The sequence below is a fragment of the Micromonospora sp. NPDC047762 genome (genome assembly GCF_043204655.1).
In the GTDB taxonomy this organism is placed as follows: Bacteria; Actinomycetota; Actinomycetes; order Mycobacteriales; family Micromonosporaceae; genus Micromonospora.
Window position 1 is genome coordinate 202644 of record NZ_JBIDCQ010000004.1, and the last position, 20433, is coordinate 223076.

Sequence of the window (20433 nt, forward strand, 5' to 3'; positions counted from 1 at the left end):
ACTGCCGACTGCCGGCTCGCAAGCTCACTCCTCGCGTCAGCCATGGTCATCCTCCGACTGCCGACTGCGGGCTCGCAAGCTCAGCCACGCAGCATCTCCGCTACGAGGAAGGCCAACTCCAACGACTGCTGGGTGTTCAGTCGGGGGTCGCAGGCAGTCTCGTACCGGTCGGGCAGGTCGAGATCCTCGATCCCCTGGGCGCCGCCGAGGCACTCGGTGACGTCCTCGCCGGTCAACTCGACGTGCAGGCCGCCGGGGTGGGTGTCCAGCCCCCGGTGCACCTCGAAGTAGCCGAGCACCTCGTCGACGATGCGGTCGAAGTGCCGGGTCTTGTAGCCGTTGGACGACTCGTGCGTGTTGCCGTGCATCGGGTCGCACTGCCAGACCACCTTGGCCCCGGCGGCGGTGACCTTGGCGACGATCGGCGGCAGCGCGTCGCGTACCCGGTGGTTGCCCATCCGACTGATCAGGGTGAGCCGACCGGGGATGTTGTCCGGGTTGAGCTTCTCGCACAACTCGATCGCCTCGTCCGGGGAGGTCGTCGGGCCGAGCTTGACCCCGATCGGGTTGGCGATCCGGGAGATGAAATCGATGTGCGCGCCGCTGATCTGCCGGGTGCGCTCGCCGATCCACAGGAAGTGCCCGGAGAGCCCGTACGCCCGACGGTCGGAGACCCGGGTGAGCGCCCGGTCGTACTCCAGGGCCAGGGCCTCGTGGGAGCAGTAGAGCGTGACGGTGCGCAGCGCCTCGTCGTCGGTCATGCCGCAGGCCCGGATGAAGGCCAGCGCCCGGTCGATCTCCCGGGCGATCGCCTCGTAACGCTCCCCCGCCGGGGAGTTCTTCACGAAGCCCTTGTTCCAGTCGTGCACGGCGTGCAGGTCGGCGAGCCCGCCGGCGAGGTACGCCCGGAGCATGTTCATCGCCGCCGCCGAGTTCGCGTACGCGCGGATCATGCGCTGCGGGTCGGCGACCCGGGCGGCCGGGTCGGCCTCCAGCGAGTTGATCATGTCGCCGCGGTAGGCGGGCAGGCCGCGGGCGTCGGTCGGCAGCGAGCGGGGCTTCGTGTACTGCCCGGCGACCCGGGCGACCTTGACCACCGGCAGCGACGCGCCGTAGGTGAGCACGATCGCCATCTGGAGCAGGGTGCGGGCGTTGGCCAGCAGGTGGCTCTCGGTGTTGTCCACGAACGTCTCGGCGCAGTCACCACCCTGCAGCAGGAACGCCTTGCCCTCGCAGACCAGGGCGAGCTTCTGCCGGAGCTGGTCCACCTCGTAGGGCGCGACGACGGACGGCACTGTGTCGAGGACCTTGCAGACCGCTGCCACGGCGGCCGGGTCGGACCACGGCGGGACCTGCTCGCGGGGCAGTTCCCGCCATCGGTCCAGACCGAGCGCGGCGTCCTCGGCGGAATCGATCGTCGGTCGGCTGGTCTGCAGGCCCGGGCTGCCCACCGCGGGATGGCTCAGCTGATGCCACTCATGGCGCATGACAGAAAGCGTACGGCGACGGTCGGGGTGGCCGGGCGGCGAGGGGGACGGTTCCGGCAGATGGGAGATCAATCTGCCGGGGCGCTGGTCAGGACGCGGGCGAGGGGACCACACCGGTCGGCGTCGGGCTGGCGACCGCGGTTGCGTCCGGCGCCTCCCCGGCGATGCACCAGTCGCTGCCGTCGCGGGTCACGGTGAAGACCAACGGCCGGACGACTGTGCGCTTGCCGACCGCGACCGAGACCGAGACGCGGACCTCCTGCCCGAGCGGACCGGACCGGATGTCCGTGATGGCCGCCTCCGGAACCTGGAAGTGGTCGGCGAAGTCGCCGTTGGGGCCGGTGGCGCCACGGTCGAAGCCGTCGTGCAGCAGAGCGCAGAGCTGGCTGCGGCCGGCGGCGACGTCCTTGGCCGTCATGGCGTCGAGGTACGCCTGCACGCGCTCACGGGAGCGGGTGGCGGCCTCCTCGGCGGGGGCCCGGGCCGGCTTGGGGGCCGACTTCTCCTCGTCCTTGTCGCCGATCCCGCAGCCGACCAGGGCAACCGGCAGCAGCATCAGCCCGGCGGCGGTCGCCGCCAGCCTGCTGTGTATCGGTCGCATGATCACCTCCGTCGGCGGTGAGATCGAGACGTGCCGAGCCGCGAGTCTGCCACATCCGGCTGTACGAGCCCAACGGCGGCGGCCCGGTCGACGCGCTGGGCGTCGGCCGGGCCGCTGTGTCACGGGCGGGAAGGGACGGTGCGGGCCCCTTCCCGCCGTGTGGGTGGTGCGTCGGCCCTCGGCTCAGCCGAGACCGCCCTTGATGGCGCCGATGAGCTCGCCGTTGCTCGTGTCACCGGAGAGCTCCCAGAAGAACGCGCCACCGAGGCCCTGGTTGTTCGCGTACGTCATCTTGCCGTTGATGGTCGACGGGGTGTCGTAGCTCCACCAGTTGTTGCCGCACTTGGCGTACGCGGTGCCGGCGATCGTGCCGGTGGCCGGGCAGGTGTTCTTGAGGACCTTGTAGTCCTCGTTGCCCGCCTCGTAGGTGCCCGCTGCCGCACCGGTGGCGCTGCCGCCCGGGGCGGCCTGGGTGACGCCGGTCCAGCCCCGGCCGTAGAAGCCGATGCCGAGCAGCAGCTTGTTGGCCGGTACGCCCTTGCTCTTGAGCTTCTGGATCGCCGCGTCCGAGTAGAAGCCGGCGGTCGGGATGCCGCTGTACGAGGTGAGCGGGGAGTGCGGTGCCGTCGGACCCTGGGCGGCGAACGCGCCGAAGTAGTCGTACGTCATCGGCATCAGCCAGTTGAGGTTGCCGATGGCGCCGGCGTAGTCGGTGGCGTCGATCTTGCCGCCGTTGGTGCCGTCCGCCGTGATGGCGGCGGTGACCAGGGCGCTGGAGCCGAACTTCGACCGCAACGCGCCGATCACGTTCTTGAACGCGTTCGGGCCGCTGGTGTCACAGGTCAGACCGCAGGCGTTGGGGTACTCCCAGTCGACGTCGATGCCGTCGAAGACGTCCGCCCAGCGCGGGTCCTCGACCAGGTTGTAGCAGCTCTCGGCGAACGCGGCCGGGTTCTGCGCGGCCTGGGTGAAGCCGCTGGACCAGGTCCAGCCACCGAACGACCAGATCACCTTGAGGTGCGGGTTCAACCGCTTGAGCTTGCGCAGCTGGTTGAAGCTGCCCCGCAGCGGCTGGTCCCACGTGTCGGCGACGCCGTCCACGCTGTCCGCCGCGGTGTACGCCTTCTCGTAGTCGGCGTAGCTGTCGCCGATGGAGCAGCGACCACCGGTGGTGTTGCCGAAGGCGTACAGGATGTGGGTCAGCTTGGCGGCGGAGCCGCTGGTCTGGATGTTCTTGACGTGGTAGTTGCGCCCGTAGACGCCCCACTCGGCGAAGTAGCCGACGACCTTCTTGCCGCCGGTGTTCGGCGGCGGAGTGGTCGGCGGCGGAGTGGTGGGTGGAGGCGTGGTGGGGGGCGTCGTGGTCGGCGGGGTGGTGGTCGGGGGCGTGGTGGTCGGCGGGGTCGTTCCGCCGCCGCACGCGGCACCGTTGATGGTGCAGTTCAGCGGTGCCTTGTAGGCGCCGCTGCCGTTGTAGCCCCAGCTGAACGAGGCGCCGGGGGCGATGCCGCCGGCCCAGCTCTTCTTGACCGCGACGTAGTGGTTGCCGCTGCTGGTGACGTCGGCGTCCCACGCGCTGCTGATGGTGGTGCCCGACGGCAGGTCGAACTCGATGCGCCAGGTGGTGACAGTGGCGCTGGAGCCGTTGGTGACTGTCACCCTCGTCTCGTGACCGGTCCCCCAGTCCTGCGCCTTGGTGAAGGTGGTGGTGACCGTGCCGGCGCCGAACGCGGTGGTCACCGGCACCGCTGCGACGGTCACGGCGACCACGGCACCGGCCCAGAGGGCCCGGCGGAGCGATCTTTTCATGCGGCGTCTCCCGAACTGTTAGGAAACTTTCCAAAAGAGATGGTGAGACGGTACTCACGCCGTCATCAGTTCGTCAAGATGCGCATGTTTCGATTTCTCCTGGTGCACGGAGTGCGTACGCTGCGCCCACCCCGGGTCAACGCACGGCCGACGCGTAACCTCGGCCCATGACCGTCTTCGACATCCCGATCGACGCCCTCAACGGCGGCCCCGCCGACCTGGCCCGCCACCGCGGCAAGGCGATGCTGGTCGTCAACGTGGCCTCCCGCTGCGGCCTCACCCCGCAGTACGCCGGCCTCCAGACGCTCGCCGACTCCTACGCCGACCAGGGCCTCGTGGTACTCGGCGTGCCGTGCAACCAGTTCGCCGGGCAGGAGCCGGGCAGCGCCGCCGAGATCAGCGACTTCTGCCAGGTCAACTACGGGGTCACGTTCCCGCTGACCGAGAAGGTCGACGTCAACGGCCCGGACCGACACCCGCTCTACGCCGCGCTCGTGAACACCCCGGACGCCGACGGGCACACCGGCGATGTGCGCTGGAACTTCGAGAAGTTCCTGGTGGCCCCGGACGGCTCGGTCGCCGCCCGCTTCGCCCCCACTGTCGCGCCCGACTCCGACGACCTGCGCGCAGCCATCGAGAAGACCCTTCCCACCCCCTGAGCCGGGCCTCCCGACTCCGGGCCGCTCGTCACCGGAGAGTGGCAGGTCCTCGGAGAGCCGGTTCGCGCGGTCGGCGTGAGCGGTACGTTGGGCGGGCAGGCCCGCAGCGCGACCAGGCTTCCGCCGGGCCGACGACGATCGCGAGCAGTCTGCGCAGCTACCGACAGCGGGTGACCAGAATAACCCACCAGTCTGGTCGGGAATGCGTCGTGGGTGGACGGAGTTGGGAACGAGCATGACAACTGTGGGACTGATCGGCAGTGGCAACATCGGCGGCACCGTGGCACGGCTGGCCGTCGACGCCGGCTACGACGTGGTGCTGAGCAACTCGCGGGGCCCGGAGACCCTCACCGACCTGGTGGAGACGCTGGGCGAGCACGCCAGCGCCGGCACCGCGCAGGACGCCGCGCAGGTGGGCGACCTGGTGGTCGTCAGCGTCCCGCTGAAGGCGTACCGGGCGGTGCCCGTCGAACCGCTGGCCGGCAAGGTCGTCATCGACACCAACAACTACTACCCGCAGCGCGATGGCACCTTCCCCGAGCTGGACTCCGGCGAGACCACCAGCAGCGAGTTGCTCCAGCGGCACCTGCCGGACTCCCGAGTGGTCAAGGTCTTCAACAACATCTACTTCAAGGGCCTGGCCGCGCTCTCCCGGCCGACCGACGCGGCCGACCGCAGCGCCCTCGCGATCGCCGGTGACGACGCCGCCGCGAAGGCCGAAGTGACCGCCTTCCTGGACCAGATCGGCTACGACGCGGTGGACGTCGGCCCGCTGGCCGAGGGGTGGCGCTACCAGCCGGACACCCCGGCGTACGGCACGCTCTACTCGGCGAGCCCGACCGACTGGGATCACCCGGCCCCGGGCGACGCCGCGAAGGTACGCGCCGCCGTGGCCGCCGCCACCCGCTGAGCAGGGCCAGCCGCCGCCCTGCCCGCGACCGCCTACCTGGGCGGCGTGTGGAGGGCGGCGGCGAGTTCGTCGTCGCGTGGTCCCGGTGGCCCGGCAACGGCCGGCGCGGGGCTTGCGCGGAGTCAGGTCGTGGGGTCGGGCGACGGCTCTTCGGCAACGCCGGCCGCCCGGTGCGCCAGTTCGGTGCGCAGCCGGTGGAGGTTCGGCGTGACGGCAACCAACGACAGGTGAACCTCCTGCGAGTTTCGCCCGCGCGCTCGGTTCCACACGCCCACCCGACCCCAGTCCCAGCGGTTCAGCACCGGCCGGGTCCGATCCCGATCAGCGATGTCGACGATCAGGGTCGGGCTGATCCGGCCGCGTACCTCGGCTCGGTGCAGGTCGGCCCAGTCGACCTGCACCGTCCCGCCGGCAGGCACTGTCAGTTCGAGGAAGTCGCGGGTCAGCCGAAGTGGCAGCCCACCCTGGCGTCGTAATTGCACGGGGTAGCGGATCGCCGCCAGCAGAAGTATCGGCCCGTGCGGAAGCGGGTGGTACCAGGCGTTGCCGAACGCGACGCTGAGCAACGCGAAGGCCGGCAGGACCACCAGTCCCGCGCAGGCCACCCGGGCCAGCACCCGCCAGCGGGATCGTCGGAACCAGGTGTCCCCTGCATCGACTTTCGTCACCACTGCTGCTCAGTAGCCACACGTGAGCAGACGCAAACGCCCCACTTCTGCCTCCGGAAGAACGGGTTTCACGGGTGGGCGCCGACTCGTAGCCTCGGCGAATGGGGACGACGAGCACACCGGCGTACGACGCCCACGCGGACTGGTACGAGAGCTTCATCTCCGGCGGCGGCGACTACCTGCGCCGGGTGCACGCGACGGTCGCGGACCTGCTCGGCGCGGGCGAAGGTCCCTGCCTCGACATCTGCTGCGGTACCGGCGCGCACGCTCCGGTACCGACAGGTCTGGGTTGGACGCCGGTGGGCGTGGACCTGTCGGGCGGGCAGTTGCGGCACGCGCGAGGGCGGCTGCCGGTGATCAGGGGTGACGCGGGCGCCCTGCCGGTCGCCGGCGCGTCGCTGCCGGCCGCGACGTGCGTGCTGGCCAGCACCGACCTGCCCGACTATCCGGCCGTGCTGCGCGAGGTCGCCCGGGTGCTGCGTCCCGGCGGACGCTTCGTCCACGTGGGTGTGCACCCGTGTTTCGTGGGCGCGTTCGCCGACTGGAGTCAGCATCCGCGTGTCGTCGTCGACGCGCGGTACGCCGACCGGTCGTACAGCTTCGACAGTTGGAACGTCACCGGCGTGCGGGTACGGGTGGGAGCCTGGCACGTCCCCCTCGCCGACCTGGTGAACGCGACAGTGGACGCCGGCCTTCGGCTGGTCCGGGTCGTCGAGGCGGGACCGGGCGGAGTCCCCGACCTGTTCGGCCTCCTCGCCATCCGCGATCGGTAGAGAGCGACAGCGATAAAACATCGCTGTGGCAACTTGCGTCACAGTCCTGTTCACGGGACCCTGTTCTCTGGGTTGCCGCCCGCTCACCGAACGTGCCCCCGGAGGCGACATGCACACGCTCCGTACCGTGCCCCGCCGGCTGCTGGCCGGCTCCGGCGCGCTCCTGCTCGGCACCGCCCTCGCCACCGCCGCCATTCCGGTTCCGGCGGACGCCACGACCGGCGCGGACACCGTCGGATACGTCCGGCTCGCGCACCTGTCCCCGGACACCCCGGCGGTGGACGTCTACCTTGCCGCACCGGGCGCGGCGAAGCCGCAGGTCTTCCCCGGGGTCGGTTACGGCGTGGTCTCCGACTATCTCGAACTCGCGCCGGGCCGGTACGCGGTGGCCATGCGCGAGGCCGGCGCGCCCGCCAGCGACCCCCCGGTGCTCACCACCGAGGTCGCGGTGACCAGCGGGGACGCGTTCACGGTGGCCGGTGTCGGGCGGCACGCCGACCTCGGCCTGCGGGTGCTCAACGACGATCTCAGCGCCCCCACCGACGGCCGCGCCAAGGTGCGGGTCGTACAGGCCTCGGTGCGGACCCCGGTGCTCGACGTCGCCGCCGCCAACGGTCCGACGATCGCCGACGGGGTGCAGTTCGCCACCACGACCGACTACCAGCAGGTCGAGCCGGGCAGTTGGCGGCTGAAGCTGACGGGCGCCGGCGGGCCGAGCGCCGACGCCGAGGTTCGGCTCACCGGCGGCGCCGTCTACTCGCTGCTGGTGCTCGACGCGAAACAGGGCGGGCTCACCGCCGAGCTGCGCCGCGACGCCGAGGGCGGCACCGTCGTCCCGGCCGGCGGGGTGGACACCGGCGCCGGTGGCACCGCCGGGGCCGGGCTCGACGCGTACCCCCTGGTGGCCGGCGGTCTGGCCGCGGCGGCCGGCGCGGTGGCCCTGCTGCTCTGGCGTCGGCGGCGGCGCACCACCTGGTGAACGCCGGGCCGGACCCGTCGATCCGGCGGCACCGTGAGCGCCGGACACCGCTGGCCGCGCTGGTCGCGGCCGGCGCGGCGGTCTGCCTGGCCGCCGGCACCGGGGTCGGGCTGGCCACCACCGGCCCGCCACCACCGGCGGCGAGCTGGCACCCCGGCTGCGGCGACGACTGCCCGTCGGTGGCCGCCGCGCCCACGCCACACGGTCCACCCACGCGGGTACGCGTACCGCGCATCGACGTCGACTCACCGCTCACAGTGCTCGGTCTGGACCGCGCCGGCGTGCTGATCCCGCCGACCGACTTCCACACCGCTGGCTGGTACGGCGGCGGCCCGGCCCCGGGCGACACCGGTCCGGCCGTCCTCGCCGGGCATCTGGACTCCCGACGCGGCCCGGCGGTCTTCGCCCGGCTCGGCGAGCTACGACCCGGCGACCTGGTGGAGGTGTGGCGCGGCGGGCAGCGGTTGCCGTTCCGGGTGACCGGGTCGCTGCGTACCCGCAAGGACCAGTTTCCGACAGCGGTGGTCTACGGCCCGACGCCCGGGGCGGAGCTGCGCCTGGTCACCTGTGGGGGCGACTTCGACCGGCGGCGGGGCCACTACGTCGACAACGTTGTGGTGTTCGCGGTGACCGATGCCCCCGACCCGGTCCTGCCGACGTCCGCCGCAGGCTGAGTCGCGCAGCCTTGATCCACTCGGGTTCACGGAAGTCGGGGCGTCCGCCGCGCTCGAATAGCGCGATTTCCATGAACCCGAGTGGATCAAGCGGGTGAGGCGCGAGGGGTCAGAGGGGGCGGCGGCCGGCGAAGCCGCACTCTGCCCGGTGGTACCAGCGCACGTCGGAGTCGCCCTCCAGCCAGCACCAGAGCACGGCGCGGCCGGCCCGCTCCCCGGGGAAGTCGAGCAGCACCGGGGCGATGCCCTTGACCTGGATGTCGTGCTGGTGCAGCTCGTCGACGACGGCGTGCAACCGAGCTTCCAGTGCCTTGACCTCAGCCAGACCGCCGAGCGCGCTCATGCCGTGGTCACCCAGGTCGGCGCGCAACTCGGCCAGGTCGGCCCGGACCCGGATCAACTCGTCGACGCGCGGCTGCAGGGTGGCCACCAGGTGCCGGGCCTGGGCAAGTGTGAACACCGGGCCAGTATGCGGCACGCACGGCCTCGTGGCGCGCCCCGATCGCTCAGTCGGCCTGTGCCGCCAACTCGCGGGCGCGGTCCCGGGCGGCCTCCAGCGCGGCGAGCAGCGCCGCGCGTACGCCGTGCTTCTCCAGCTCACGAATCGCGGAGATGGTGGTGCCGGCCGGCGAGGTGACCGCCTCGCGCAGCTTGACCGGGTGCTCGCCGGAGTCACGCAGCATCACCGCCGACCCGATCGCGGTCTGCACGATCAACTCGTGCGCCACCTGACGGGGCAGCCCGAGCAGGATCCCCGCGTCGATCATGGCTTCAACCAGCAGGTAGAAGTAGGCCGGGCCGGAGCCGGAGAGCGCGGTGACAGCGTCCTGCTGCGATTCGGGCACCCGGATCGTCTGGCCGAGCGGTTTGAACATCTCCTCGGCCAGCGTGAGGTGCGCCCCGGTGGCGTGCTCGCCGGCCGAGATCGCGGTCATCGCCTGGTCCACCAGCGCCGGGGTGTTGGTCATCACCCGCACCACCGGGGTGCCCTCGGGCAACCGGCGGCTGAAGAAGCTGGTGGGCAGACCGGCGCAGAGCGAGATGACGAGCTTGTCGGCCGGCACCTTGGGGCCGATCTCGTCGAGGAGCGCGGCGGCGTCCTGCGGCTTGACCGAGACCGCGAGCACAGCGGCCTCGTCCACCGCGGTCAGGTTGTCGACCACCCGTACGCCGTACCGGGCGGTCAACTCCTCCGCGCGAGCGGGTCGGCGGGCGGTGGCCAGCAGCCGGTCCACAGGCCATCCCGAGCGCAGCAGCCCGGAGAGCATCAGCTCACCGATCTTGCCCGCGCCGATCACCGCGACCGTGTGCACTCCGGCTGACATGTCGGCCCGTACCCCCTCGCATTGGGTCGCGGCGCGGCGGACCCGCAGGCCCGCCGCGCCGCCGACGATCGATCAGCTGCCGAAGAAGACCTCGGCCTCGGCGTACCGCTCCAGCGGCACGGTCTTCAGCTCGCGGGTGGCCTCGGCGAGGGGCACCCGGACGATGTCGGTGCTCTGCATCGCGACCATCTTGCCCCAGTCGCCGTCGTTGACGGCGTCGATGGCCTGAAGGCCCAGGCGGGTGGCGAGCACCCGGTCGAAGGCGGTCGGGGTGCCACCGCGCTGGATGTGGCCCAGCACCACGGTGCGGGCCTCCTTGCCGGTCTTGGCCTCCAGCTGCTCGGCGAGCCACTGGCCGATGCCGCCGAGGCGGACGTGGCCGAACGAGTCGAGCTCCTGGTTGGCGAGCACCATCTGGCCGTCGAGCGGCTGGGCGCCCTCGGCGACCACGACGATCGGGGCGTACTGGTGCTGGAAGCGCTTCTCGACGTAGCCGGCCACCTGGTCGACGTCGAACTGACGCTCGGGCAGCAGGATCACGTTGGCGCCACCGGCCAGGCCGGCGTGCAGGGCGATCCAGCCGGCGTGCCGGCCCATCACCTCGACGACCAGGGTGCGGTGGTGGCTCTCCGCCGTGGTGTGCAGCCGGTCGATGGCCTCCATCGCGATGTTGACCGCGGTGTCGAAGCCGAAGGTGTAGTCGGTGGCACCGAGGTCGTTGTCGATCGTCTTCGGCACGCCGACGACGTGCACGCCCAGCTCGTAGAGCTTGGTGGCCACGCCGAGGGTGTCCTCGCCGCCGATCGCGATCAGCGCGTCCACGCCCTGGGCGGCGAGGTTGTCCTTGATCCGCTCGACGCCGTTCTCGATCTTGAACGGGTTGGTCCGGGACGAGCCGAGGATGGTGCCGCCGCGGGGCAGAATGCCGCGAACGTCGGCGATGTCCAAGGGGCGGGACAGACCCTCGAGCGGGCCCTTCCAGCCGTCCCGGAAGCCCACGAACTCGTGACCGTAAGTGGCGACGCCCTTGCGGACCACCGCCCGGATGACCGCGTTGAGACCGGGGCAGTCGCCGCCGCCGGTGAGCACGCCGATACGCATGATCCGCTCATCCTCCTGGAGCATCAGGTAAAGCCCGATATGCCCCAGGGTATGTGTCAGGTCAGACCATCGGCGCCGTTGCCGGCCCGGGGCGGGCCGTCACTGCGAACTGTAGTCGGCCCGCTGGTACGACGACAGCGCGCCCCGGGCACCCGCCCCCGGTCAGTAGGTCACCTCATGGTTCTCGCCGGCCTGCGGCGGCTGGCCGGTGACCGCGGCCCTGGCGTAGTCGAGCAGGTTCACCACGGTGCTGTTCGGCGAGTCCCAGTACTCGGCGGAGCTGGCGTGCACCTTGATCAGCGTGAGACCGGGGGTGTCCAGCCCGTCGGGGAACCACGCCTTGAGCAGCGGGTTCCACAGCCGCTCGGCCCGGGCCCGGTCGAACCCCTCGGTGGCGGTGCCGGAGATCGACACCCACGCGTTGTGCTTCTGGTCGGAGAAGGCCACGTTGACCTCCGGGTTCACCCGGAGCTGGCGGACCTTGGCCGAGTCGGCGTAGGCGAAGAACCACAGCTCGCCGTCGAACTCGACCTCCTGGAGCCCCATCGGGCGACTCACCTGACGCCCGTCCAGAGCAGTCGTGGTGAGCATGCAGATCCGCGCGGCCCGGGCCAGGGCGGTGACACGGGCGCGTGCCTCCGCGGCGCTGCTCGGCTGGTGGCTCATGGCAATCTCCCTCGGCTCGGCTGGTCGAACCGTTGCCCGGGACAGAACCGGTCAAACCTACGGCGGCGCGGCCACCACTCAACGGGCGGTCATCGCCCGCCAGCGGGCCAGATTGTGCCGGGCATCGACCAGAGCGTCGTGCCGGGCCGCGTCCGCGTCCGGCAGGGGCGGCCGACCCCGGTCGTCCCAGAGCTGCCGCAGCTCCTTGGTGTAGCGGGGAATCTCCCGGGGCAGCGCCGGCATCGCGCCCCAAAGCTGGGCGAGCACCACGTGGTCGTACGCGGCGAACCAGGCCCACAGCTCCAGCTGCTCCCCCGGCCGGTCCCGGATCGGCTCCATCAGGAAGTCGTACAGGTCGTCGCGGATGCGCTCACGCGAGCGCCAGGCCCGATCCGCCGGGGAGGGCAGCTTGTCGAGCACGTTGCGTCGAACCCAGGGCACGGCGCGGGAGTCGTCGAACTCGGTGGAGACCGCGTAGAACTCGCGGCCGTACTCGTCGACGACACCGATCGAGACGAGGTCGACGGTCGTGCCGTCCTCGATGAACTCGCAGTCGTAGAAGTAGCGGTAGACCATTCCGGGCATCCTCGCCCACCGCCGCCCGGCCGCGTCCGGCGGGGCCCGTCCGACGGTGGAGCACACCGCCGCGACACCTCGCGTACGGCGCGTCGCAGCCCGTGACGGTCACGGAAGTGCTTCGAGGGGTGTACAGCAAGCGACCGGACCGTCATGATCTGATGTGTACCGCTACCGGACGCCGAATCGGTGTCAGTTCACCTTGTCGGGGCCCATCAGGTTCGCCCGGTGAGCGAATTGTGGTCCATGACCGGGGGAGGGGTTGGGCCGTGGAGGTTCGCCTGCCGGAGCCGGGTGACGCGCTCACGGGTGTCGAGATGTTCGCTGGGCTGGAGCCCGAGGTGCGGCAACGCGTCATCGCTGCCGCCGTCCCGCGCACCTACCGCAAGGGCCAACTGCTCTTCGTGGAGAACGATCCCGGCGAGTCCCTGATCGTGCTGCGCCGCGGCGCGGTGGCGGTCTTTCGCACCGCACCTACCGGCGAGCGGGCCGTGCTGTCGGTTATCCGTCCACCGGACGTGCTCGGTGAGGTCTCCCTGCTCGACGCGTCCACCCGGTCCGCCTCGGCGGAGGCCATCGAGGACTGCGCGGCGCTCGCGCTCTCGCGGGGCGCGTTCATGGAGTTGGTGCACTCCAACCCCCGCATCCTGGACGCGGTGATGCGCTCACTGGGCGGGCTGATCCGCCGGCTCACCGAGCAGAACGCCGACCACGTCTTCCTCGACCTGCCCGGTCGGGTGGCGAAGACGCTGGTGCGGCTGGCGGGCGAGAGCCAGGCACCGATGATCACGATCGAGCTCAACCAGAGCCAACTGGCCGAGATGGCCGGTGGTTCCCGGCAGAGCGTCAACCAGGCGATCGGCTCGTTCGCCAGCCGTGGCTGGCTGCGCACCGAGGGCCGCCGGATCGTGGTAACCGACGTGGCCGCGCTGCGCCGCCGCGCCGGCATGGCCGACCGCTGACCGACCGGCACGTCGCTCGGGCATCCGATCTGGACGGGCCCCACCCGTCGCCGCCCGCTCTCCTACCCGTACGCACGGCTGCGCCGGCTGCCAGTGGCAGCCGGCGTCACCGTGCTCGCGGTTCAGCGGGTGGGGTTCAGCGGGTCGGGCCGATCCAGCTGGTCGCGACCGGCTGGTAGCCGGGGCCCGCCCAGAACCCCGGCCCGGCCCAGAACCCCGGTCCGGCCCAGATGCCCGGTCCGGCCCATCCGCTCGCGGTGGTGGTCGTGGTCGTCGTCGTGGTCGCCATGTCGTCCTCCTGGTCGGTGTGTGGTGCTTGTTGCGCTTGTCTTGCCGAGGACGCTACGGCGTGGAGCGGTGGGACAAAATAGGACAAATCGACATCAATCACTGGCTGAAGAGCGGTTGTTGGCCCCCACGCCGCGCTGACAAGGTTGCCGCGCCCGCCCCTGTTCCAGGGCCCGTGCCGACATACCCGCAGCAGTGAGGAGCCACCGGTCATGTCATTACTCCGCGGCAATGTCGCATTTCGTCGGTACTGGTCGGCGCGCCTGGTGTCGTACACCGGTGACCAGCTGGCCCGGACGGCGCTGCTGATTGCCGTCTACGACCGGCACGGCGGCGGCGCGGTCGCCCTGCTGCTGCTGGCCTCGACGGTGCCCCGGCTGCTCGGACCGTTGCTCGGCGCCCTGGCCGACCGGTTCGACCAACGCCGGCTGATGATCGGTTGCGACACCGCCCAGGCGTTGACCTACGTCGCCGTCGCGCTGCTCGCGCCACCCCTGCCCGTCCTGTTGGCGCTGATCACCGCGGCTACCACGGCCGCCACCGCGTTCACTCCCGCCGGGCGCAGCCTGCTCCCCCGCCTGGTCGAACGCGAGCAGCTACCGGCGGCGAACGCGCAACTCGCGACGGGCGTCAACATCGGGCTCGCTGCCGGGCCAGCCGTCGGCGGCCTCCTGCTGGCGACCGTCGGGCTGACCGCCACGCTGCTCGTGGACGCGGCGACATTCGTTCTCTCCGCGTTGCTGATCGGCGGAGTCAGGGCGCTCTCGACGACCGGCGCGATCCGCCGGCCCGAGCCACTGCGGACGGTGCTGCGCGAAGGGCTGCGGGTGGTCCGAGGGCACAGCGTCGTCCGCGCGGTCTCGGTCGGGTTCCTGGTGATGGTGATGTTCGCCGCGCTGGACAACCTCGCCATCGTCCCCCTCGGACGCGCCGAACTGGGCGCCACCGAGATCACGATCGGTCTGCTGGGCACCGCCTACGGCGTCGGCATGGTGCTCGGTCCGATGTGCCTGGCGAGAACCGGCGTACGCATCCGGATGGACCTGGTCCTCTACGGTGCGCTGCTCGCGCTCGGCGCCGGAACGCTTGTCACCGGCCTCAGCCCGGTGATCGCGCTCGCCATTGCCGGTCAGGCGGTGGCCGGCGTCGGAGCGGGCTGGCACAACGTCGCCGCCGACACCCTCATCCAGCAGAACGTGCCGGCCGAACGGCTCGGCGTGGTGTTCGGCACCGTCTACATGTTCCCGTACGCGGCGGAGGCACTGGCCTACGCCGTCGGCGCACCGCTGTTGGCGATGGTCGGGCCACGATGGGTGCTGGTCATCTCGGGGTTGGGTGTGCTGGCCACCCTGGCGCTGATCGCTCCCCTGCTCACCCGGGCCCTGGGGCTACGCCTGCCGACGCCGGGCAGGTTCGCAGCGGCCAACGGGTGAGACCGCCCGACGGGTGCGGCCGGTGGACTCAAGGCCCGCCGACCGCGCCCGGGCGATCAGTTCTCCGTGCTGTCGGCCGGCGGCGCACCCGGCCCCGGCCCGATCTTCTTCGGATCGGTCGGCTTACCAGCCGTGGACGTGCTCGACGAGGTGGTCGTGGTCTCCCCCGACCCGCCCGACTGACCCTCAGGCTCTTCCACCATGCCCTGCTCCTCCAGTTCGGCGAGAGTGACCGCATCGACGTCGATCGTGTCGCCCGGCGCCCAAAGCGTGCCACCCGGATCGGTCCACGAGGCGGACAGTCGTACCTGCACGGAACTCTCCCTGACATGAAACTTCCTGGTACGGAACACTAACCCCGACCGATCGATGCCGTTGCCCGTCCGCACGTCGGGTACCCGACTGGCCGGCCGGCCGCGATACTGACCTCTTTCGCCCACGGAGCTGAACATCGACCTCAAGTGTGGACACTGCGCACGCGCGGCCGGGCCGGACGACCGCTTCTGCGGCGGGTGCGGCCAGCCGCTGGGGGTCAACTGTGCGCACTGCGGGCACGCCAACAGCACCGAGGTCAACTTCTGCACCAGCTGTGGTCAACCGCTGCGCGACCACGCCGTCGCGGTGCAGGAGGACCGGCGTCAGGTCAGCGTGCTCTTCGTCGACATCGTGGACTTCACCAGCTACGCGGAGCGGGCCGACCCGGAGCAGGCCCGCAGTCTGCAGCAGACCTACTTCGCCACGGTGCGCCGGATCGTGCACCAGTACGGCGGGGTGGTCGAGAAGTACATCGGCGACGCGGCGATGGCGCTGTTCGGCGCGCCGGTGGCCACCGACAACGACGCGTTGCGGTGCGTCCGCGCCGGCCTGGAGCTGCAACGGAACCTGGCCCGCCAGCCCGCCGGTCCGCAGCCCCCGCTGAGCTTCCGGGTCGGCATCGCGACCGGCGAGGCCCTGGTCGACCTCTCCGCCACCCGCGACGGTGGGCAGGCCTTCGTGACCGGAGACGTGGTCAACACGGCCTCCCGCCTACAGGGGTTCGCCCCGCCGGGCGGTGTCGTGGTCGACGAGAGCACCTGGTCGGCCACCCGACACGAGATGGAGTACGCGGACCAAGCACCGGTCACCCTGCGCGGCCGGTCCGCGGTGAGCCGGATCTGGCTGGCCGTCCAGGTGCGACCACACCGGGACCCGCGCGGCGCCGAGCTGACCCCGATGGTGGACCGGGAGCACGAACGCGGCCTGCTGGTCAACGCGCTGCACCGGATGGTGACCGAACGGACGTCCCAGTTGGTGACGGTGTTCGGCCCGGCCGGGGTGGGCAAGAGTCGGCTGTTGCGCGAGCTGGCCCGGCACGCCGGCAGCCTGCCCGGCCCGCCGATCACCTGGCTCGTCGGGCAGTGCCCGCCGTTCGGCGAGAACGTCACCTGGGCCGCCCTGTCGGACATCGTGAAGACCTGGGTGGGCGTGCCGGAGGTCGACGGCCCGACCGCGCTGCGCGAACGGCTACGGTCCCGGCTGGGACAGCTCGCCGACCCGCACGCGACCCGGCTGGCCGAGGCGCTCGGCCCGCTGATCGGCGTACCCGGTGAACGGCTCACCCCCGGTGAGACCGAGGCCGCCTGGCGGCGGTTCCTGATCACCCTGGCGACGACCGGCCCGACCGTGCTGGTCTTCGAGGACATGCACTGGGCGGACCAGCAGATGCTCGCCTTCGTCGAGCAGTTGGGCGCGTCAGCCCGCGGCGTACCGCTGCTGGTCGTGGCGACCGCCCGGCCGGAGCTGCGGGAACGGCACCCGGCCTGGACCGGCACGATCAGTGGTGCGATGTCCATCTCGGTGCCGCCGATGCACGACACGGACATCGACACGCTCTACTCACTGCTCCTCGGGCAGGCGACGCTGCCGTCCACCTCGCGTACCCCGCTGATCGAGTTCGCCGACGGCAACCCGCTCTACGCCCAGGAGTACGCCCGGATGCTGCTGGACGGCGGCCTGCTCGACGCGGTCGGTTCGAGCGCCCACCCCGACCTCGACGGCGGCGCGGAGATGCCCCGCACCGTGCAGGCGGTCATCGCCAACCGGCTCGACCTGCTGGACCCGGCCGACCGGGCGGTGCTCCAGGCCGCCGCCGTGGTCGGCGTGGTGTTCTGGGCCGGGCCGGTCGCCATGGCGTTGGGACGGCCGGTGGAGTGGGTGGAGCGCGCGCTGGACCGCCTGCAACGTCGCGACCTGGTGTACGAGCAGAGCACGTCGACGATGCCCGGAAAGTCCGAGTACCGGTTCCGGCACATCCTGGTACGCGACGTCTGCTACCAGCGACTGCCCAGGGCCGAACGGGTGCTGCGCCACCAACGCACCGCCGACTGGATGGCACAGCTCACCGACGGCCGGCAGTACGACCTGGCCGAGGTGTTGGCCAACCATCGCTGGGCGGCCCACGAGATCGCCCGTACGGTCGGGCTGGACACCGCCCCCTACGCCCCGTCGGCGCGGGCCGCGCTGCATCAGGCGGCCCGCCGCGCGTACGAGCTGCACGCGCTGGACACCGCCGCCGCGCTGGTCGGCCGGGCGCTGGCCCTGGACGTCGAGGCGGACCCGGCGCTGGAGCTGTTCGACGCCGAGCTGGCGTTCTATCGGGACGGGGACGCCTTCCTGGTGGCGGGGGGCACGGACGTCCTCTCCCGGCTGGCCGCGCGGCTCACCACGAGCGGCGACCGGACGGGTGCGGCGCGCGCCTGGACGCTGCTCGCCACCGCCGCCTGGAGCCGGGCCGACCGGTCGGCGACCCTGCACTGCCTGGACCAGGCGATCGGCATCTACGGCGACCTGCCGGACAGTCAGGAGAAGGCGGGCGCGCTGCTGGAGCTGGCCCGGGTGCACATGCTCAACGCGGAGACCGAGCCGGCGTGCACCGCGGCGCGGGCGGCGGCGTCCCTCGCCCAGCGGCTCCAGCTGCGCGAGGTCCAGGCCAACGCGCGGATCACCCTGGCCGTGGCGCGCTACCTGGCCGGCTCCGCCGAGGCGTTCCCGGAGCTGGCGGAGGTGACCGAGCACTGCCGGGTGGAGCGGCTGACCAGTCGCCGCCGGGCGGTGCAGAACCTGGCCTGGGCGTTGCAGGAGGAGGGCGACCTGGCCGGCTCGGCCCGGTTGGTCGACGAGCAGCTCACCCTCGACCTGGGCGGCGAGCACAGCCTGGCCACGAGTTTCGCCGACCAGTGGGCGCGGTCGTACTACGCGGGTGACTGGACGGCGGCGCTGGCGATGGCGGCGGAGTCGACCCGGCGGCCGACAGCGGAGTGGGATCTGCACATCGTGGCGGTCTCGGGTTGGATGCGCGGTCTGGCCGGAGCCGAGTTGGTCGGACCCGACGGGCCTGACGACACAGCGGGGTCGGACGCACCGGGTGGGGATCTGGTCGAGCAGGCGCTGGTCGCGGCGCGGCGTACCGGATTCCACCGGGTGCTGCGTTCCACCCTGGCGCACGCCGCCCTCTGCCGGGCGGCGCAGGGCCGCCGTGACGAGGCGATGGCGCTGCTCACGGAGCTGGACGAGGACTGGCAACGGACCCGGATGATTCCGTTCGCGGAGTGGGTGCCGGCCGTCGGGCACGTCGCCGGGGTGCTCGGCGCGGACGCCGCCCGGCTGGTCCGACAGTTGCTCGACCGGGCGCCCCGGACGACCCCGTGGGCTCACGCGGCCGGTCAGGTCGCCGACGCCACGTTGGCCCGGCACGCCGGGGACCCCTCGACGGCGGCGAACCTGCTGCGCTCGGCGGCGGCGAGCTACGCCCGGATGAGCGACGTGACCGACGAGATCATCACGCTGGCGCTGGCCATCGGGCCGCTTTCCGAGACGGACCCACCCGCTGCCGAGGCGACCCGGGCCCGCCTGCACGACTTCGCCGACCGCCACCACGCCCCCGCCCTGCTCCACCTGCCCTGACCGCCGGCCGGGGCCGGCGGCGGTGGCTCAGGCGGCCAGCGGCGTCGGGACGGGCTGCTTGAGCTTCTGGGCGTAGACGTCCACGTACTCCCGGCCGGAGAGTTCCATCAACTCGTACATGATCTCGTCGGTGACCGCGCGCTCGACGAACCGGTCGCCGGCCAGCCCGGCGTAGCGGGAGAAGTCCAGCGGCGCCCCGAACCGGATCCGCACCCGATCGATCTTGGGGATGAGCTTGCCCGGGGGCTGGATCTCGTCGGCGTTGAGCATCGCCACCGGCACCACCACCGCGCCGCTCTCCAGGGCGAGCCGGGCCACCCCGGTCTTGCCCCGGTAGAGGCGTCCGTCCGGGGAGCGGGTGCCCTCGGGGTAGATGCCGGCCACTCCCCCGGCCCGCAGCACCTGCAACTGGGTGTCCAGGGCGGCACGCGCGGCCCGGCCGCCGGAGCGGTCCACCGGAATCGTGCCGGTGCCCACGAAGAACATCTTGGTCAGCCAGCCCTTGATTCCCTTGCCGGTGAAGTACTCGGCCTTGGCGACGAAGGTGACCTTCCGGGCGGTGATCAACGGCGTGAAGATCGAGTCGGAGAAGGAGAGGTGGTTGCTCGCCAGGATCACCGGACCGGTCGCCGGGACGTTGCGCAGGCCCTCCACCTGCGGGCGGAAGATCAGCTTGAGCAGCGGACCGAGGATGACGTACTTCAGCAGCCAGTAGAGCACCGGCGTCCCTTCCCATGGTGTGCTCGCGACAGCGCCAGCCGTCGTCGCCGACGAGCCTACGAAGCGAGCGCTCTCACCACAACGGACGAAGCTCGTGGCGGACGTATCGACTCGACTCCCCTACCCCTTGCATGCCGCAGGCGGCTTTGAGGACCCGCGCGACGGGGCCGGCAGGGCAGCGGGCTGAGGCCCGGGACAGATTCGTCTCGACCACTCAATGCGTGGCAGGCCCATGTGCCACGCCTTCACTCCGCCGTAGATATTCGCGGTCGAGCCCGGGTCAAGGTAGGGCGCTCTTCCGAGTGGGACGCCCGGACGGAACTGTTCGATCACTTGTTCCGAATGGTTCCGAACAGGCTTTCGCTTGTCCGACTGCGCCGTCCCTGCGAAAGCTGATTGCGACAGCCGCCGTCCCGCCGCGGAGGCTGTCGCAGTAATCGGCGGAGATCACAGATTGGATCTGGAATGAAGCTAAGAACTCTCGGCGCTGCCGCCACACTCACGCTCGGCTTGGCCGTACTGGCACCCGCACCGGCACTGGCCTCGGCACATGCGCCAACCGCGACGGTCACCATGTCCGTGACTTCGGCGGCGGCGCAGGCCGCCGGCCCTGACGTCGACTGCCCGCGCATCCACACGACCGGCCAGTACGCCTACACCTGGTGCCGCGTCTACGGGGGACAGGTCCGACTGCGGGCGGACTGCAACGGCGCGCCCGACAAGTACTCCGGATGGGCGGCGCCGAAGGCCGGCAATCCGACCCAACGGCTTCAAGCCGGTCCTTGCATCTTCGGCGTCGGTGGAGCCAGCAGCATCGAATGGCGACCGTAATGCAGTCGTTCAGCCCACATCCCCGGCGT

General features: G+C 71.5%; 21 protein-coding genes. 9 read left to right on the forward strand and 12 right to left on the reverse strand.

The window, feature by feature from the left end:
- Nucleotides 1-80: 80 nt before the first annotated feature.
- From ACGF3C_RS14900 to ACGF3C_RS14910, 3 genes are all read right to left on the reverse strand, one after another.
- Nucleotides 81-1487 carry a class II 3-deoxy-7-phosphoheptulonate synthase gene (locus ACGF3C_RS14900; protein ID WP_091407607.1) on the reverse strand — a complete coding sequence of 469 codons (1407 nt, stop codon included), beginning with the start codon at nucleotides 1485-1487 and terminating at the stop codon, nucleotides 81-83.
- An 88-nt stretch (nucleotides 1488-1575) separates the two neighbouring features.
- A complete protein-coding gene (locus ACGF3C_RS14905; RefSeq protein WP_357233309.1) occupies nucleotides 1576-2088 on the reverse strand; it encodes a hypothetical protein in 513 nt (170 codons plus the stop codon).
- Nucleotides 2089-2271: 183 nt separating this feature from the next.
- Nucleotides 2272-3897, reverse strand: a complete 1626-nt coding sequence (locus ACGF3C_RS14910) for a glycosyl hydrolase family 18 protein (protein WP_357230749.1) — start codon at nucleotides 3895-3897, stop codon at nucleotides 2272-2274.
- A 167-nt stretch (nucleotides 3898-4064) separates the two neighbouring features.
- Here ACGF3C_RS14910 and ACGF3C_RS14915 point away from each other — a divergent pair, with 167 nt between their 5' ends.
- Both ACGF3C_RS14915 and ACGF3C_RS14920 read left to right on the forward strand, forming a co-directional pair.
- Complete coding sequence (locus ACGF3C_RS14915; RefSeq protein ID WP_357230752.1) at nucleotides 4065-4556, forward strand: glutathione peroxidase; 492 nt, start codon at nucleotides 4065-4067, stop codon at nucleotides 4554-4556.
- Between the two features lie 235 nt (nucleotides 4557-4791).
- Nucleotides 4792-5466, forward strand: a complete 675-nt coding sequence (locus ACGF3C_RS14920; RefSeq protein ID WP_393222186.1) for an NADPH-dependent F420 reductase — start codon at nucleotides 4792-4794, stop codon at nucleotides 5464-5466.
- Between the two features lie 122 nt (nucleotides 5467-5588).
- Here ACGF3C_RS14920 and ACGF3C_RS14925 read toward each other — a convergent pair whose 3' ends face one another.
- Nucleotides 5589-6134 carry a hypothetical protein gene (locus ACGF3C_RS14925; RefSeq protein WP_393222189.1) on the reverse strand — a complete coding sequence of 182 codons (546 nt, stop codon included), beginning with the start codon at nucleotides 6132-6134 and terminating at the stop codon, nucleotides 5589-5591.
- Nucleotides 6135-6235: 101 nt separating this feature from the next.
- On the opposite strand from ACGF3C_RS14925, the gene ACGF3C_RS14930 reads away from it, so the two are divergent.
- The 3 genes from ACGF3C_RS14930 to ACGF3C_RS14940 all read left to right on the forward strand — a co-directional run bounded on the left by ACGF3C_RS14930 (nucleotide 6236) and on the right by ACGF3C_RS14940 (nucleotide 8560).
- Nucleotides 6236-6907 carry a methyltransferase domain-containing protein gene (locus tag ACGF3C_RS14930; RefSeq protein WP_357230761.1) on the forward strand — a complete coding sequence of 224 codons (672 nt, stop codon included), beginning with the start codon at nucleotides 6236-6238 and terminating at the stop codon, nucleotides 6905-6907.
- 109 nt (nucleotides 6908-7016) lie between these two features.
- A complete protein-coding gene (locus ACGF3C_RS14935) occupies nucleotides 7017-7886 on the forward strand; it encodes a DUF4397 domain-containing protein (RefSeq protein WP_357230764.1) in 870 nt (289 codons plus the stop codon).
- Nucleotides 7883-8560 (forward strand): class F sortase, encoded by a 678-nt coding sequence (locus ACGF3C_RS14940; protein WP_393222193.1) that lies wholly within the window; start codon nucleotides 7883-7885, stop codon nucleotides 8558-8560. Before ACGF3C_RS14935 ends, ACGF3C_RS14940 begins: the two co-directional genes overlap by 4 nt.
- A 109-nt stretch (nucleotides 8561-8669) precedes the next feature.
- Here ACGF3C_RS14940 and ACGF3C_RS14945 read toward each other — a convergent pair whose 3' ends face one another.
- The 5 genes from ACGF3C_RS14945 to ACGF3C_RS14965 all read right to left on the reverse strand — a co-directional run bounded on the left by ACGF3C_RS14945 (nucleotide 8670) and on the right by ACGF3C_RS14965 (nucleotide 12228).
- Nucleotides 8670-9020, reverse strand: coding sequence for a DUF2203 domain-containing protein (locus ACGF3C_RS14945; RefSeq protein ID WP_357199709.1), 351 nt, complete (start codon nucleotides 9018-9020; stop codon nucleotides 8670-8672).
- A gap of 46 nt (nucleotides 9021-9066) precedes the next feature.
- Nucleotides 9067-9885: a pyrroline-5-carboxylate reductase gene (gene proC / locus ACGF3C_RS14950; protein ID WP_357234769.1), complete on the reverse strand. Its 819-nt coding sequence runs from the start codon at nucleotides 9883-9885 to the stop codon at nucleotides 9067-9069.
- A gap of 72 nt (nucleotides 9886-9957) precedes the next feature.
- Nucleotides 9958-10986, reverse strand: a complete 1029-nt coding sequence (locus ACGF3C_RS14955; RefSeq protein ID WP_091408060.1) for a 6-phosphofructokinase — start codon at nucleotides 10984-10986, stop codon at nucleotides 9958-9960.
- Between the two features lie 162 nt (nucleotides 10987-11148).
- On the reverse strand, nucleotides 11149-11652 hold the full coding sequence (locus ACGF3C_RS14960; protein WP_393222197.1) for a pyridoxamine 5'-phosphate oxidase family protein: 504 nt from the start codon (nucleotides 11650-11652) through the stop codon (nucleotides 11149-11151).
- A 78-nt stretch (nucleotides 11653-11730) separates the two neighbouring features.
- Entirely contained in the window at nucleotides 11731-12228 is a 498-nt protein-coding gene (locus ACGF3C_RS14965) for a polyadenylate-specific 3'-exoribonuclease AS (protein ID WP_091407578.1), read from the reverse strand.
- A 269-nt stretch (nucleotides 12229-12497) separates the two neighbouring features.
- Here ACGF3C_RS14965 and ACGF3C_RS14970 point away from each other — a divergent pair, with 269 nt between their 5' ends.
- Nucleotides 12498-13190, forward strand: coding sequence for a Crp/Fnr family transcriptional regulator (locus ACGF3C_RS14970; RefSeq protein WP_091407574.1), 693 nt, complete (start codon nucleotides 12498-12500; stop codon nucleotides 13188-13190).
- A 136-nt stretch (nucleotides 13191-13326) separates the two neighbouring features.
- Here ACGF3C_RS14970 and ACGF3C_RS14975 read toward each other — a convergent pair whose 3' ends face one another.
- Entirely contained in the window at nucleotides 13327-13479 is a 153-nt protein-coding gene (locus ACGF3C_RS14975; RefSeq protein ID WP_357199700.1) for a hypothetical protein, read from the reverse strand.
- Nucleotides 13480-13690: 211 nt separating this feature from the next.
- On the opposite strand from ACGF3C_RS14975, the gene ACGF3C_RS14980 reads away from it, so the two are divergent.
- Nucleotides 13691-14911, forward strand: a complete 1221-nt coding sequence (locus ACGF3C_RS14980) for an MFS transporter (protein WP_393222201.1) — start codon at nucleotides 13691-13693, stop codon at nucleotides 14909-14911.
- Nucleotides 14912-14967: 56 nt separating this feature from the next.
- On the opposite strand, the gene ACGF3C_RS14985 is transcribed toward ACGF3C_RS14980, so the two are convergent.
- Nucleotides 14968-15363, reverse strand: coding sequence for a hypothetical protein (locus tag ACGF3C_RS14985; protein WP_393222204.1), 396 nt, complete (start codon nucleotides 15361-15363; stop codon nucleotides 14968-14970).
- On the opposite strand from ACGF3C_RS14985, the gene ACGF3C_RS14990 reads away from it, so the two are divergent.
- Nucleotides 15362-18853 carry an adenylate/guanylate cyclase domain-containing protein gene (locus ACGF3C_RS14990; protein WP_393222845.1) on the forward strand — a complete coding sequence of 1164 codons (3492 nt, stop codon included), beginning with the start codon at nucleotides 15362-15364 and terminating at the stop codon, nucleotides 18851-18853. The two genes, ACGF3C_RS14985 and ACGF3C_RS14990, sit on opposite strands and share 2 nt — an antisense overlap.
- Nucleotides 18854-18880: 27 nt before the next feature.
- Here the strand turns inward: ACGF3C_RS14990 and ACGF3C_RS14995 are convergent, their stop codons facing one another.
- A complete protein-coding gene (locus tag ACGF3C_RS14995) occupies nucleotides 18881-19573 on the reverse strand; it encodes a lysophospholipid acyltransferase family protein (RefSeq protein ID WP_355007715.1) in 693 nt (230 codons plus the stop codon).
- 465 nt (nucleotides 19574-20038) lie between these two features.
- On the opposite strand from ACGF3C_RS14995, the gene ACGF3C_RS15000 reads away from it, so the two are divergent.
- A complete protein-coding gene (locus ACGF3C_RS15000) occupies nucleotides 20039-20404 on the forward strand; it encodes a hypothetical protein (RefSeq protein WP_357226735.1) in 366 nt (121 codons plus the stop codon).
- Nucleotides 20405-20433: the final 29 nt, after the last annotated feature.

Coding starts and splice junctions, on each gene's coding strand:
- ACGF3C_RS14900 (WP_091407607.1), bottom strand. CDS start 1,487: ATGCGCCATGAGTGGCATCAGCTGAGCCATCCCGCGGTGGGCAGCCCG.
- ACGF3C_RS14915 (WP_357230752.1), top strand. CDS start 4,065: ATGACCGTCTTCGACATCCCGATCGACGCCCTCAACGGCGGCCCCGCC.
- ACGF3C_RS14975 (WP_357199700.1), bottom strand. CDS start 13,479: ATGGCGACCACGACGACGACCACGACCACCACCGCGAGCGGATGGGCC.
- ACGF3C_RS14960 (WP_393222197.1), bottom strand. CDS start 11,652: ATGAGCCACCAGCCGAGCAGCGCCGCGGAGGCACGCGCCCGTGTCACC.
- ACGF3C_RS14910 (WP_357230749.1), bottom strand. CDS start 3,897: ATGAAAAGATCGCTCCGCCGGGCCCTCTGGGCCGGTGCCGTGGTCGCC.
- ACGF3C_RS14955 (WP_091408060.1), bottom strand. CDS start 10,986: ATGCGTATCGGCGTGCTCACCGGCGGCGGCGACTGCCCCGGTCTCAAC.
- proC (WP_357234769.1), bottom strand. CDS start 9,885: ATGTCAGCCGGAGTGCACACGGTCGCGGTGATCGGCGCGGGCAAGATC.
- ACGF3C_RS14920 (WP_393222186.1), top strand. CDS start 4,792: ATGACAACTGTGGGACTGATCGGCAGTGGCAACATCGGCGGCACCGTG.
- ACGF3C_RS14930 (WP_357230761.1), top strand. CDS start 6,236: ATGGGGACGACGAGCACACCGGCGTACGACGCCCACGCGGACTGGTAC.
- ACGF3C_RS14905 (WP_357233309.1), bottom strand. CDS start 2,088: ATGCGACCGATACACAGCAGGCTGGCGGCGACCGCCGCCGGGCTGATG.
- ACGF3C_RS14980 (WP_393222201.1), top strand. CDS start 13,691: ATGTCATTACTCCGCGGCAATGTCGCATTTCGTCGGTACTGGTCGGCG.
- ACGF3C_RS14935 (WP_357230764.1), top strand. CDS start 7,017: ATGCACACGCTCCGTACCGTGCCCCGCCGGCTGCTGGCCGGCTCCGGC.
- ACGF3C_RS15000 (WP_357226735.1), top strand. CDS start 20,039: ATGAAGCTAAGAACTCTCGGCGCTGCCGCCACACTCACGCTCGGCTTG.
- ACGF3C_RS14985 (WP_393222204.1), bottom strand. CDS start 15,363: ATGTTCAGCTCCGTGGGCGAAAGAGGTCAGTATCGCGGCCGGCCGGCC.
- ACGF3C_RS14965 (WP_091407578.1), bottom strand. CDS start 12,228: ATGGTCTACCGCTACTTCTACGACTGCGAGTTCATCGAGGACGGCACG.